The 13,177-nt window shown below is 66.5% G+C and carries 12 protein-coding genes; all 12 read left to right on the forward strand.

The genetic code is table 11. The features are described 5' to 3' along the window. Positions 1–9 precede the first annotated feature (9 nt). Positions 10–375 (forward strand): hypothetical protein, encoded by a 366-nt coding sequence (locus PUN71_RS13815; protein ID WP_142133558.1) that lies wholly within the window; start codon positions 10–12, stop codon positions 373–375. A 1,206-nt stretch (positions 376–1,581) separates the two neighbouring features. Continuing rightward, positions 1,582–3,423: a DNA primase family protein gene (locus PUN71_RS13820; RefSeq protein WP_056387561.1), complete on the forward strand. Its 1,842-nt coding sequence runs from the start codon at positions 1,582–1,584 to the stop codon at positions 3,421–3,423. A 7-nt stretch (positions 3,424–3,430) separates the two neighbouring features. After that, positions 3,431–3,667: a hypothetical protein gene (locus PUN71_RS13825; RefSeq protein WP_056387559.1), complete on the forward strand. Its 237-nt coding sequence runs from the start codon at positions 3,431–3,433 to the stop codon at positions 3,665–3,667. A 298-nt stretch (positions 3,668–3,965) separates the two neighbouring features. Next, complete coding sequence (locus PUN71_RS13830) at positions 3,966–7,190, forward strand: hypothetical protein (protein WP_277798873.1); 3,225 nt, start codon at positions 3,966–3,968, stop codon at positions 7,188–7,190. A 163-nt stretch (positions 7,191–7,353) separates the two neighbouring features. Next, on the forward strand, positions 7,354–7,803 hold the full coding sequence (locus tag PUN71_RS13835; RefSeq protein WP_277798874.1) for a hypothetical protein: 450 nt from the start codon (positions 7,354–7,356) through the stop codon (positions 7,801–7,803). 6 nt (positions 7,804–7,809) lie between these two features. After that, complete coding sequence (locus PUN71_RS13840) at positions 7,810–8,139, forward strand: VRR-NUC domain-containing protein (RefSeq protein WP_071416422.1); 330 nt, start codon at positions 7,810–7,812, stop codon at positions 8,137–8,139. Next, positions 8,136–8,555 (forward strand): dATP/dGTP diphosphohydrolase domain-containing protein, encoded by a 420-nt coding sequence (locus tag PUN71_RS13845; protein ID WP_056387550.1) that lies wholly within the window; start codon positions 8,136–8,138, stop codon positions 8,553–8,555. The genes PUN71_RS13840 and PUN71_RS13845 overlap by 4 nt, the downstream gene beginning before the upstream one ends. Next, complete coding sequence (locus PUN71_RS13850) at positions 8,552–9,382, forward strand: hypothetical protein (RefSeq protein ID WP_277798875.1); 831 nt, start codon at positions 8,552–8,554, stop codon at positions 9,380–9,382. The genes PUN71_RS13845 and PUN71_RS13850 overlap by 4 nt, the downstream gene beginning before the upstream one ends. Before the next feature lie 39 nt (positions 9,383–9,421). Beyond that, the gene (locus PUN71_RS13855; protein ID WP_277798876.1) at positions 9,422–11,290 is read left to right on the forward strand and encodes an SNF2-related protein; all 1,869 of its coding nucleotides are present in this window, start codon (positions 9,422–9,424) and stop codon (positions 11,288–11,290) included. Between the two features lie 104 nt (positions 11,291–11,394). Continuing rightward, complete coding sequence (locus PUN71_RS13860; protein ID WP_277798877.1) at positions 11,395–12,471, forward strand: HD domain-containing protein; 1,077 nt, start codon at positions 11,395–11,397, stop codon at positions 12,469–12,471. A gap of 202 nt (positions 12,472–12,673) precedes the next feature. Next, positions 12,674–12,847 (forward strand): hypothetical protein, encoded by a 174-nt coding sequence (locus PUN71_RS13865; RefSeq protein ID WP_156400143.1) that lies wholly within the window; start codon positions 12,674–12,676, stop codon positions 12,845–12,847. Further along, positions 12,844–13,143, forward strand: a complete 300-nt coding sequence (locus PUN71_RS13870; protein WP_277798878.1) for a hypothetical protein — start codon at positions 12,844–12,846, stop codon at positions 13,141–13,143. Before PUN71_RS13865 ends, PUN71_RS13870 begins: the two co-directional genes overlap by 4 nt. The last annotated feature ends 34 nt before the right edge of the window (positions 13,144–13,177 follow it).

The raw sequence follows: 13,177 nt of genomic DNA on the forward strand, positions 1-13,177 counted from the left end.
GGCCGGCTCGTGCGCCCCAGCGGCAGCGAAGTGCGCCGCGCGCGGTTCGCCAGCGACTTCGACACCGGTGAGAGGCCGACCTTCGATCGAGGGTCCATGCACTTCTTCACCATGAGCACCAGCGGCCGCACGGCGGAGCAGGCGCACGAACGCGCCCGCGAGATGCTTGCCCGCTTCTTCGAACGCGCCGAGTCCGTCGCTGGCTTCCGCAAGCTCGAGATGCGCCGGAGGCAGGGTGTGATGCCCTGCAACCGCAACGTCTCCATCACCTACGAGATCCTGTACGCCGTCGAGGACGGCCACCGGGTCCGTGCCCACATACCCGAGTCCCCCAATGCGGGATACCGGCGAGGCCGCAGCGCGGCCGCCTTCTAGGCGGCCGGCGCACCCAGGGCCTCGCACCAGCGTGAACGCGCAGAAAGGCCGGAGAGCTCCCTTCCCACGGGGATGCTTCTCCGGCCTTTCTGTTTTCACGTTCCTGTGACAACAACACCTGGTGACGGTTCCTGGCCCTAACACCGATGCCCACTCTATCAGTGTCGATTCATCATGTGCAATGCAGTCGGCGTCCCATTCCGGCGACCATTCGAAGGCCTGTCTCGAATCACTCGGAATAACTCGGAAGCCCGGTCGACCAGGACGCGGGACCCATCGCGATCGCTCCCGTCAGGGCCGTCAGGGCCTGATGCTCCGCTGCACGGGAGGACGCAGCGCCGAGGTGTACCACGTGTCGTGGTACACCTCCCGATCCCGGTGCTGGCCTGCTCAAACCGCGGGTCAGGCGACCGCGGCCGAGGGAGTCTGTACCACGTGCCCGAGCGGACGTGGTACGCCGTATTGCCTTGGTAGATCAGCGTTTTCGGCAGGTGTACCACGAGTACCACCAGATTCCGAGCGTTTACATATGTGCGCGAAGGACGCCTCCGATCGGTCATCCAGCCAGTAAGAGCTCTTATCCCCATGCGCGTATATCTAGTCTTTATTTAGTGGTACAAGTGGTACAGGGGGTATATAAAGCCCGTCTGACCAGGGCAAACGCCTGTACCACGTGCAAATCTCCATGTGGTACACCCCGTTTGGAGAAGTCCTGAAATCCCCGACTGACCAGGGGAAACAGGTGTACCACGTCAAGTGGTACACCTTCCGATACCCATTGGGGGTATGCCGGCTCGCTGCTGCAGCCGGATCCCAGCTCTGGAGGTTCCCGGCCGGCCGGTCGGAAGAACTCCCCGAACCCCGACCAGGGGGTCGGGCGGCTCACGCCGCCCGCGGGGGAGTGCTCGAGCACGAGAAGCCAGCGGCTCCGTGGGGCATACGCCCCCGGAGCCGCTGTTTCTCATTCCAGACCGCACGCTCTCGTCGTGTCGCCGTGGCCTCCGGGTCTCGCGCGCGACCCCTCCGAGCCCCACCCGGGTACCACCCGGGACCTCTGTCGGACCATGAGTCGACTATCAGTCGACTCGTTGCGAAAGACTATTCGGGTGGCATAGAGTCGTGAGCACGTTCCTATTCGATTACGAGACCAATCGGCTTCCCACTCACTGCCGGCAGGTACTCGACGCGATCGAGAAAGACAGCAGCATGACGACTCCTGACGACCCAACGCCCGTCTTCGACGAGGACTTCGACACCCCCTCGACCAACCCTGTCGCCGACGCCTTCACCGAGGTCATGACGTACTTCGCCGACGGCGGCGACATCGCCCCGCAAAACGAAATAGTCACGCGCGCGACCGAGGTCTACCTCCAGCTGATCGACCCGTCGGACCCGCCCGCACCGCGCCTGCTCGAGAAGCAGCTGCTCGCGATCGTGAACGGCGTCTCCAAGGCCGAGAACAGCAAGACCAAGGTGGCTGCCGAGAAGCTGCCCCTGGCCCGGCACCTGACCTACTGGCAAGTGGCGCAAATCCTGTTGAGCCTGCACCACGTGATCCGCATCGCCCCCAGCGCCAAGGACACTGACCGCGAGTACGACCTGCTGGCGATGTACCAGGCCACCGGTCCGGGCCGCGGCACGTACACCACCAGCGAGGACGACATCCGCACCACGGCACGCCGTTACAACACGCAGCTGACACTCAAGGAGTTCGCTGAGGTCCTGGCAGTACTCCGCGAGGACAGCCCGCGCCGGCACCAGTGCAGCCACAGAGACCTCATCGCCGTGAACAACGGCGTGTTCCACTACGGCCGCGAGGCCCGGGACATCCATGAGGGCGGCAAGGCCTTCCACTTCGAACCCAAGTCGCTCGTACCCTTCGACCCGGCACTGGTGTTCCTGGCCAAGTGCCACATCGACTACGTCGAAGACCCGGACAACCCGGTGATCGTCCACCCTGTCGACGGCTCGGTCTGGGACATCGAGTCCTGGATCCGCGAGCTCTCCGACGAGGAGGGTATCCCCGAGCTGCTCTGGGAGGTCATCGGCGCGATCATTCGGCCGCACGTCAGTTGGGGCAAGACTGCCTGGTTCTATTCAGAACAGGGCAACAACGGCAAGGGCACGCTGTGCTCGCTCATGCGCAACCTGTGCGGGCCACGCTCGCACACCTCGATCCCGCTGAGCGACTTCGGCAAGGACTTCGCGCTCGAGCCGCTCGTGCGCGCCAACGCGATCATCGTCGACGAGAACGACGTGGGCACCTTCATCGACAAAGCGGCCAACCTGAAGGCGATCGTCACCAACGACGTCATCCAGATCAACCGGAAGTACCGGATGCCGATCGCCTACCAGTTCTTCGGCTTCATGGTCCAGTGCCTCAACGAGTTCCCGCGCGTGAAGGACAAGTCCGAAAGCTTCTACCGCCGGCAGCTGTTCGTACCGTTCAACAAGAGCTTCACCGGCATGGAGCGCAAGTACATCAAGGACGACTACCTCCAGCGCCGCGAGGTCCTGGAGTACGCCCTCTGGTACGTGCTCAACCGCGCCGGCGCAGCCGACCCGGGCAACTACTACCAGCTCTCCGAGCCGGTGGCGACCAAGGTGGTCCTGGCCGAGTACAAGGAGGCCAACGACCCCGTGCGCGCCTTCTGGGAAGAGTTCCGCGAGCGGCTGGTGTGGGACCTGGTGCCTTTCACCTTCACCTATGACCTCTACAAGGCCTGGTTCGCGGACGTCTCGCCCTCGGGGTCGCCGGTGAGCAACAAGCAGTTCATCACGGACCTGGTTGCGATCGTGCGGCCTGACCCGCTGTGGCACTGCCCGGACAAGAACAAGAAGATCCGCCCCGGCCAGATGATGGCCACCCCCGAGACGACCATCGCCGAGTACGAGCTGAAGAAGTGGATGAACCCGCACTACAGCGGCTCGGACCCGAAAAAGAAGTCGCAGCCGGTCCTTCAGGCCAACTACCGCGGCCTGCTCCGGCACACAGGTCCCGCCGCCCAAGTGGACGCCGACGACGAGGACACCACAGGAGAGGACTGATCCGACCATGCCCACAATCGCCAGGGCCATCACCGAGCTCGCCCGGGCGGTGACCGACCTCGCCAAGCAACAAGGCAGGGCGAGCACCGCGCTGGCCGATGTCGCCCGCGAACAGCGGATCACCAACCTGATCGTCCGCTCGCAGATCAGTGCCGACCCGGAGGAGAAGCGGCGGCTCGTGGCTGAGGCCTCCAGCCGGATGGACGCCCCGCGCCGCCGCTCTCCACACAACCCGATCGACTGAAGACAAGAACGGAAAACAGGACATGACGCAGCCGCACCCGAACGAACCGAACTGGAAAGACGGATGTGCAGGAGAGGGAGTCTCACCCGGAAAGGAATGCGCCGACTGCACCGGCCAGCGTGAGCACTTCGGCTACTCCCTGGTGGGAGGTCGATGGGCCCGCGGTGCCCGGCCGGTCCCCGCGCCCGTCACAAGGAAGAAGCGCCGCCTAAGGCCATCCGCGGCAGCGCCCGGCACCCCGACCAGATAACTGTATACCCCGGCCGTGACGGCCGGTGACGACCGAAAGGCCAGACCCATGACCACCCAGCGCACCCCCGTCACAGCTGAGACCGCGCTCTTCACGTTCTACGACATCGAATCGCTGTCGAACGTCTTCACGCTGTGCGCCTACACCCCGCGGCCGGGCCGCGCCGTCCACGACCTGGAGATCTTCTTCCTGGCCGACGACCCGGCGCTGGTCGCCTCCGTCGAGCCCCAGGCCCTCTACGACACCGTGATCCGCTCCAACCCGGGGCTGCCCGCGGTCAGCGTCCAGCTTTGGAACCTCGGCACCGAACGGGGCAGCCTCCGGCTCGCCGAACTGATGGGCCTCTCGAACGCCGACCAGGTGTGCAACCACTCCGACCCAGGCGGGTACCCCGCGGCGCTGCGTCCGGTCTGCGACACAGACCCCGAATACGACCCGGCACTGCATCCGTTCCTTGCTGGCTACAACTCAATGAACTATGACACGACCATGGTCGCGCTCTACCTCAACGAGGCGTTTCCGGCCCCGGGCAGCGGTCGGCCGTTTCAGCCGACCACGGCCCGTACTCTGCGCGACCACAACGACCAGCTCTTCTCGTCCCAGCACATCGAGTACATGCCTGGCTACCTCGGCTGGGACGGGGCGGCTGCGAAGATCCGCCGCGCCATGCTTCACTCGGGCCGGCACCTGGACGTGGCCCGGCTGAACGAACTGCAGTCCAAGGTCAGCCTCAAGCGCCTGCTCGGGATGCTCGGCCGCCAGATCAAGGAATCCGAGAAGCTCAGCCATGACACGAGCATCGAGGCGGTAGAGGATCTCTATGAGCTGCTGGCCTACAACGTCTCGGACTGCCTTGGTCTGGCCCAGCTGTTCCGGCACCCGACGTACGCGAGCAACTTCGATCTCAAGGCCGCTCTGCTCACCCAGTTCACCGAAACGGTGTTCACCAAGAACGGTGCGGTGCGCAAGGACCGGCTGGCAGTCGACTCCTCATCGGCAAAGTTCGTGGGCCGCATCCTTGCACCCTACGCCTCACTGGATGACATCGAGGCGGTGTCCTTCGTATATCCGCACCCCGAGGTCGCTAAAGAACGCGGGATCGAGCCGGTCAACGTGCTCGACGAGTGCGTGCGCTTCTTCGAGGAGAACGTCGCGCCCGACCCGGCCACCCACTCCGAAGTGACTGCAGCCCAGCGCGAGGCCCACCGGCAATTCCTGCAAGTCGTGGCGTACTACCGCTCGATCGAGGGGCAGAACTTCAACGACTCCGAGGAGTACCGCGACAAGTTCAGCCTTCCGGCCCGGTCTCTGCGCGATGTGCCCAAGACCCCGAACAACGTGCCGTATTTCCGGGCGGACGCCTCGCCGTCGTCCTGCTTCGCCACGTTCTCCACCGGCGGCATCCATGGGGCCGAAGCCGACCTGTCGGTGTTCAACGCCGAGAAGGTCGAGCACAACGATCAGACCATGATGCTCATCCGGGCAGCGCAGGCCTTCCCGGACGCAAAGGACTTCGTGGCAGAGGCCAAGCGTCAGCACGCCATGCTCCGCCTGCCCGACGGCACCTTCGTCGACAAGCGGCTGGTCCTGCTGGGTTCGGACCCGGAGAAGGTCAAGTACCGCAAGCCGAAGAAGGACGACCCTGACCAGGCCTGGCAGCTCGCCCGCGCCGAGGCCCAGGTGCCTGACCCGGCGGACCTGTTGACCACCCAGCGGCCCGAGGCGGAGGCGCTGAACGTCGTCCTGCCCGACGGCGGTGTCCTGGAAGGCAAGGTGGTACTCGCCAACAGCACGGCCACCAATGCCGCCTACCGCGATGAGCCGGCCAAGAAGAAGCCGGAGCTGTTCATCGCCAAGGAAGACGGCTCCGACAAGCTGCACCCGAAGTTCGCACGCACCTCGGCTGGCCTGGTGATCCACGAGGACTTCACCAGCTACTACCCGAACCTGCTGCGCAACATGCGGGCGTTCTGGAACCCCGAGCTGGGTGAGGACCGCTACGCGAAGATCTTCTTCGACAAGGAGCGCTGCGGCCAGGAGATCAAGGGGCTAAAGAAGCAGCTGGCCCAGCTTCCGGGCGACAGCCCTGAAGCTGCGCAGCTGAAGGCTCAGATCGCCGGGCTCGGCGTGCTGCGCAACGGCACGAAGCTGATCCTCAACTCGGCCTCGGGCGCAGGCGACGCAAGTCACCGCACGCCGATCCGGATGAACAACCGCATCATCTCGATGCGTATCCTTGGCCAGCTGTTCAGCTGGCGGATCGGACAGGCCCAGACCCTGGCCGGGGCGCGGATCATCTCCACCAACACCGACGGCCTCTACTCGGTCGTCGGCGGCGAGAACGGATTCGACGAAGCGACCAACAACCGGGTGCTCGCCGAGCAGCAGGAGGCCATCGGCGTCGACATCGAGCCTGAGCTGATGTTCCTCATCAGCAAGGACTCGAACAACCGCCTGGAGCTGGAGGCCCCGGAGCCGGGGCGGTCCGTGGCAGACAGTCCGATCATCGCCGCCGGTGGCGGCACGCTGGCCTGCCACGCGGGCCCGACTCCGACGAAGTCGATGGCCCACCCGGCCGTGATCGACTTCGCCCTGGCCCGCTACCTGCAGACGGTGGCGAGCAGGGGAGAGTCGGCGATCGCGGAGCCCTTCGACCTGATGCTGGGCCGGAAGGTGATCGAGGAGGCGGTCCTGGAGGACGACCCGATCCGGTCGCTCCTGCTGTTCCAGAACGTCATCGCGGCCTCCCGCGGCTCGATCACCTACCCCTTCTCGGCTGCACCCATCGACCCCGCCGTGGGTGTGAAGTACAGCGAGCAGGGTCACGTGACCAACGTCCGCGACCCGCAGGTGCTGCAGATGGTCAACCGGGTGTTCATCGTCCGCGAGGGCACTGAGAACGCCCGGAGCCTGCTCAACGCCGGTGCCTGGAAGGTCGCCGCGGCCAGCCAGGCTAAACGCCGCGAAGAGGACATCGGCCGGACCAAGCGCGACCCGGTCGCGCTGGAGGTGCTGCGCCATCACGGCTGGGCCCGCTCCCGCGCCGAGGCCAGGATGTCGGACGGGCTCGCCGTGCTCCCAGACGACCAGGACGTCGTGGTGCGGCGCATTAACGCCATCGACCCAACCTGGTCGATGGTCGTCGTCAACGACGACCTGCACCAGCTGCCGACCGACCGGATCGAGCGGCTCATCGCCTCGCTGGACCTGGCCACCTACGTCCGGATGCTCGAGGAGACGTTCACCAAGAACTGGATGAACGAGGCCGCCTGAGCCGATCCACCATAGCCCGCACAAGGGGGCCGCGCACGCCGCGGCCCCCTTGTTCAACTCTGTGCACCATTGCGAATAGTTCCGCACAGATCATTCACTTCGAGTCATAATTGAGTATGAAAGGCAATTCAGACTCGACACGACACGACCACGAGAGGCCATCATGTCCCAGTCAACACTCCCTGTCCGCTCCACTGACCCGGAGACCTCCTACGGCGCCGCCGTGAAGGCCGCGCTCGGCGCATCCCGCGTCCGTCCCATCGTGCTCGACATCGTCCGCGAGAAGGGCCCGCTCACCCACGACGAACTCATCGCCGCTTACCACGACCGCGTCGTCACCAGCCTCGGCGAGGTGCCGCGCTCCTCGGACTCCGGCATCCGCAACCGGCTCAAGGAGCTCGCCCACCAGGGCCTGGTGACCGTCGCCGACATCGACGGCTTCTCCAACTACGGCAATGCGGCCAAGCGCTGGGTCGTAGTCGACCCTGACGACCCGAGCTTCGTCTACGACCCGGACGCCATCGCTGCCTACATCGACGACGAGGACATCGTCGGCTTCGGGCACTTCCTTGACGGCGACGCCTCCGACGCTGCCGGGACCGAGGAGGACTGAGCCCCCATGCCGAGGAAGAAGAACCAGCGGGAGAAGGCCGTCGAGCAGTACCTGCTCACGCAGTGCCGCCGGCACGGTCTGTTCTGCCTGAAGTTCGTGTCCCCGGCCCGCGGGGGCGTCCCCGACCGAATCGTCCTCACGCCCACCGGCACGGTCTTCGTCGAGGTCAAGCGACCCGGCGGAGACCTCGAGAAGCGCCAGCGCGTCATGCACGCCAAGATGCGCCGTTTCGGTGCCGAGATCCACGTCGTGGATGACGAGCAGGCCGTCGACGCCTTCATCACCCACGTGCTCGGTTACCGCCGGATCGAGAGCCAGCAGAAAGCAGCATCATGACCGCAACAGCCACGGCCGCGGGCCCGGAGACAGCCGCCCGCGACTACGAAACGAAAGACTCGGGATCACGCAGGGTCACCGCCTCCGGCATGCAGCGCGAGGTGAAGACAGGCCAGCCCCGCTTCGACCTGCTCGTACCGCTTCAGGTGCCCTACCAGGACCAGCTGCTCACAAGGACGGCCGCGCTCGTGGAGCGTGGAGCGCGCAAGTACGACTCGCGCGACTGGGAGCAGGCCAGCACTGCCGCAGAGATGGAGGAGTTCCGCGCCAGCGCCTTCCGCCACTTCATGCAGTGGATGTGCGGCGAAGACGATGAGGACCACGCGGCTGCCGTGGTGTTCAACCTCCTGGCCGCGGAAAGCACCCGGACGGTGATCGCCCGCGGTGACGCCGGAACCCCGGAGGCCGCCCGATGAGCGGCCGCGTCACCAAGGGCAACGGCCAGGCCACCTCGGCCTTCCGCCAGCTCACCCGGGCCGACCTGGGCACCTTCGATCGCGAGGCCACGGAGCTCGTGCTCGAAGCAATGCGGGCTGGCTGCGTTGGGCGTGTCTCGTCCCGGGGACACGCCATCCTGCGCAACAATGCCGGCGGATCCGTCTCGGTGCCGCGCAACATGACCTCACCCAACCGCACGGCGCAGAACGCCCGTGCCGACATGAAACGGCTGCTCGGCGGGCACAGGGCCGATCATGCAGTATCCGCCGCAGACCGCAGGCCACGCGGGAAACGGCAGATGACCGTCGCGGTGGCCTTCGTGGAGCACCCAGCCGCCTTCTCCCGCTGGTTCGACGCCCAGCCCGAGGGCCTGCCTGCGGACCAGCTCATCGAGGTCTCGTTCGACGGGGCCGGGGAGCCGGCCTTCCAGGCCGTGCCCGTCGACGCGCCCGCACAGCCCGATGCACCGGAACAAGACCAGCCGGAGCCCGCGACGGCCCGGCCCACCCGCCGCCGGGGACACCTGATGATCGCGCCCGAGCCCGGGCAGGAAGCAGAGGACGACATGACCGCCGAGGCCAAGGAAGATTTGCCGTTTGCGACGCCCATACCCGATGCGGCCGTCGGGGATGCCTCTGCCGAAGCGGTGCTTGAGCGCGTACGCACCGCGCTGGGTGAAGACCCGCTTGTCACCGCCCTGCAGCGCAGGATCGTCGGGCTGGAGGCAGAGCTCGCCGCCCAGACACGCCGGGCCGATGACGCCGAGGTCCGCCTGGGCCTTATCCGCGAGGCATTCCATGCCTGATCCCGACTACCGACAACCCACGAGAGGAGGCCGCACACCATGACCACGACCATCGCACCACCGCAGCCGTCACCCGCGCCCATCGTGCTCAAGCCCTACCAGCAGCAGATCCACGACTTCCTCGTCAGCCGCCCCTTCGCCGGAGCCTGGCTTGGTGTCGGAGCCGGGAAGACGCTTTCGACCCTCAGCGTCCTGCAGACAGTCCGGCCGATGGGCCACATCCTCGTCGTCGCACCGATCGCGATCGCTCGCTCGACCTGGCTCGACGAGATCGACAAATGGGGATTCCCGATCCGAACCAAGTCGCTCATCGTCAACGAGAACGACCGGAAGCTGCCCAAGGAGAAGCGACTGGAACGCTTTCGGGAAGTCTTCTCCGACCCGCCGACGATGTACTTCGTCAACCAGGAGTTGCTGACCCAGCCCTCCCAGGGTGCGCGTCTGCTCCAGCTGACCGGCGACCCCACCGGCGATGCCATCGCCGCCGGGATCTCGCCGGAGGCCGTGCGGCTGCGCGGGCTCATCGAGACGATCGGACCAATGGCCCAGGAGCAGCTGATCGGACGCTTCCTGCAGCTGGCTGCCGGGCAGTCCGGAACCAAAGCCCCCACCAAGACCGCGGTCAAGGAGGCGATCAGCGAGCTCGTCACCCGCGGCGCGCTGGAGCGCGAGAGCCACGACTGTCGCAGCTGCGGCGGCGACGGCTGCGCGCAGTGCCGCTACGGCCTGGTCGACCAGATGCCGATCCAGTCCATCAACGGACAGGACACCCTCATCTGGCCGTTTCAGACGATGATCATCGACGAGTCGCAGGGCTTCAAGTCCCACAGCAGCGCCCGGTTCAAGGCCTTGAAGGCGGTCCGCCCGGCCATCACGCGGCTCATCGAGCTGACCGGCACGCCGAGCCCGAACGGGCTGCACGACCTGTGGAGCCAGATCTACCTGCTCGACCAGGGCGAGGCCCTGGGCCGGACCATCACGGAGTTCCGCAACCGGTGGTTCATCCCGAAGATGGTGCCTGGCACCACCACCCCGGCGAAGTGGATCCCGACCCCGAACGCCGAGGCCGAGATCCATGAGGCCATCAGGCACCTGGTGATGAGCGCGCAGAACACCAACCTCAACCTGCCGGGCCTGACGATCCAGGACGCCAACGTCACCCTCCCGCCGGACCTCTTGCAGGCCTACAAGGAGTTCAGGCGCGACCTCGTGCTCGACGTCGTGAAGACCTACCAGGACGAGGACGGCAAGCTCACCCAGAGCGTTGAGTCGATCGTCGCCGAGAACCAGGCGGTCCTCACCAGCAAACTGATGCAGTTCGCTTCGGGGACGCTCTACACGGCCGACCCGGAGGACCCGGCGACCAAGGGCCAGTACGAGGTTATCCACGACAAGAAGCTCGAAATGGCCGAGTACCTGGTGCGCAACAGCGGGGGAGACCCCGTGCTGGTCGCGTACCACTTCCGCTCTGACCTGGAGCAGCTGATGGCGCGCTTCAAGAAGGCGGGCATCGACGCGCAGGTCTTTGACGGCTCGCGGGAGATGGTCCGCCGGTGGAACGCCAAGCAGATCCAGGTGATGCTGCTGCACCCCGCGGCGGCCGGCCACGGCCTGAACCTGCAGGACGGCGGCTCGACGATGATCTGGTACACGCTGCCGTTCTCGCTCGAGCACTACCTGCAGACCAACGGCCGTCTCTACCGCACGGGGCAGACCAAGCCCGTGGTGATCCACCGGATTATCACCAAGGGCACTCAGGACGAGCGGATGCCCGGAGTCCTGGCAGAGAAGCAGCAGGTCCAGGACGACCTCATCTCGGCTGTGTCCGGCGAGGAGGCGATCCTCGTCGCCCTCGAGGAGGAGATCCAGGACGACCTCAACGACCTGTGGGTCTCCGAACGGGTCTGACCAACCCATTCCGACGCCGCGGAGCGCCAGCCACACGCCGGCGCTCCGCGGCGCACCACCCCGACCCCAGTGCCAGTGCCACCCGGCCCGAGGAGGACTGATCCATGAATGACCCGAAGCACCAGGCCTGGCCCGACGGAGCGCGCGTGCGCTTCACCGCCGAGGCCAGGGAAGCCATGCAAGCGCGGCCCGGAACGAAGCCGCTGCGCGCACCGGCCCTCGGGCCGAACACGGACTACACGATCGACAACACCGACGACGGCCTGCACGACGTCGTGCTGCGCGAGACCGGGGAACGCTACGGCGTGCTCTGGCTCCAGAGCGCAGAGCACGAACCCGTCGACCCCGACGTCGCGCTGCTCGAGGAGCTCTTCGACCGCGAGCTGCCGGCCAGCTTCGACCCCGCCCGGGGGACAAGGAGCGTCACTCGCCATCACGGAGCAGGGATGGCCACAGCCGGAGCCCGGCCCGCCACGACCGTAGTTCCGCGCGGCAACTGGATGCAGACCTACACGGGTCGCCGGTTCTACCCGCTGGACCCACGGCCCGAGGACGTGGACATCGCGGACATCGCATACGCGCTGTCCATGCAGTGCCGCTACAACGGCCACGTCCGCCGGTTCATGTCCGTCGCCGAGCACTGCGTACTCCTCTCGCGACTCGTCGCCCCGGAGCATGCGCTCTGGGCGTTGCTGCACGACGCGACAGAGGCATACGTGGGCGACATGGTCCGCCCGCTGAAGCTTCACATGCCGGAGTACCGGGCCGTCGAAGACGGCGTCATGGTCGCCATCGCCCAGAAGTTCAGCATCGACCCCGCCATGCCCGCCGAGGTGAAGCACGCCGACTCGCGGATCCTGCTCGACGAGCGCGCGGCGCTGCTGGGCGAGCCGGCGGGGGACTGGGAGGTTCCAGGTCAGCCCTTCGGGATCGAGATCCAGGCCTGGAGCCCGGATGCTGCCGAGCTCGAGTACCGCCTGCGCTTCGCCGAGCTGACTGGAGACCCGGCCGGTCTGCCCGTCGGGCTGTGCGGAGACCGGGAGGACCACCTGCCCCACACCCACCGCAGCGCCTCGCTTGGCGGGCTCTGGTGCTCCGCTGACCAGGACTCCCGCCTCCCCTGGGCCGCCGAACGTCGGCAGACCCAACCCGGAAACGCAGGAGAACAGCCACATGGCTGAGACCAGGATGACCGGGACAGAACGCATCGCAGCTGGTTCATGACCGACCGGTGACCGGCACCCTGCGGGTGCTGGTCACCGGAGGGCACAGCGTCGGGGTCGGCAGGGCCGACCCGGGTGCCGGGGCAGTGATGCCGGGGGTCGAGTCCCGGCCCGGTCCCCCCTCATTGCCACGACACCACAACGAGAAGGAGCGAGTCCCATGGCTGAGCAGCCCATCTACCGGCTCCCGCCTGCGGGCTGGTCGGACTTCGGCGCACACATAGACCAGCCGGAGGTCCGCCTCGAGTTCTCGGCCGAGACCGGCGAGGACGGGATGCCGCTCTGGGAGCGGCCCATCGACATCCGTCACGACGACCAGGAGGTCTCGCCATGAAGGCGTACAGCACGCAGACCGAACGCACCTACGATTCCTGGGAGGACCTGGTGGCCGAGGAGGCCAATGGCTACGGCGTCGTGGTGATGATGCAGGCCGAGAGCCTGAAGTCCGCCAGCCCCCAGACCTACTCGCGCCTGATTGGGCCGTTCGACGACCAGAAGAAGGCCCGGAACAAGGCCGCGGCCGTTCGCCGCGCCTGGAAATGCGCCAAGGACCGCGACCCCCGTATCCAGCTGCTGGGCGTCTCGGTCGAGCCCATCTGGCCCGACCTGCGCTTCGGCACCAGGGACTGAGCCCTAATTCCACAACCAGCGCCACGGGCGCGCT

Source organism: Arthrobacter sp. NQ7 (genome assembly GCF_029581595.2).
Classification (GTDB): domain Bacteria; phylum Actinomycetota; class Actinomycetes; order Actinomycetales; family Micrococcaceae; genus Arthrobacter; species Arthrobacter phenanthrenivorans_B.

What these genes read in the sequence shown, in the direction of transcription:
- PUN71_RS13820 (WP_056387561.1), top strand. Translation starts at nt 1,582, where the DNA reads ATGACGACTCCTGACGACCCAACGCCCGTCTTCGACGAGGACTTCGAC.
- PUN71_RS13870 (WP_277798878.1), top strand. Translation starts at nt 12,844, where the DNA reads ATGAAGGCGTACAGCACGCAGACCGAACGCACCTACGATTCCTGGGAG.
- PUN71_RS13865 (WP_156400143.1), top strand. Translation starts at nt 12,674, where the DNA reads ATGGCTGAGCAGCCCATCTACCGGCTCCCGCCTGCGGGCTGGTCGGAC.
- PUN71_RS13855 (WP_277798876.1), top strand. Translation starts at nt 9,422, where the DNA reads ATGACCACGACCATCGCACCACCGCAGCCGTCACCCGCGCCCATCGTG.
- PUN71_RS13830 (WP_277798873.1), top strand. Translation starts at nt 3,966, where the DNA reads ATGACCACCCAGCGCACCCCCGTCACAGCTGAGACCGCGCTCTTCACG.
- PUN71_RS13845 (WP_056387550.1), top strand. Translation starts at nt 8,136, where the DNA reads ATGACCGCAACAGCCACGGCCGCGGGCCCGGAGACAGCCGCCCGCGAC.
- PUN71_RS13825 (WP_056387559.1), top strand. Translation starts at nt 3,431, where the DNA reads ATGCCCACAATCGCCAGGGCCATCACCGAGCTCGCCCGGGCGGTGACC.
- PUN71_RS13860 (WP_277798877.1), top strand. Translation starts at nt 11,395, where the DNA reads ATGAATGACCCGAAGCACCAGGCCTGGCCCGACGGAGCGCGCGTGCGC.
- PUN71_RS13850 (WP_277798875.1), top strand. Translation starts at nt 8,552, where the DNA reads ATGAGCGGCCGCGTCACCAAGGGCAACGGCCAGGCCACCTCGGCCTTC.
- PUN71_RS13840 (WP_071416422.1), top strand. Translation starts at nt 7,810, where the DNA reads ATGCCGAGGAAGAAGAACCAGCGGGAGAAGGCCGTCGAGCAGTACCTG.
- PUN71_RS13835 (WP_277798874.1), top strand. Translation starts at nt 7,354, where the DNA reads ATGTCCCAGTCAACACTCCCTGTCCGCTCCACTGACCCGGAGACCTCC.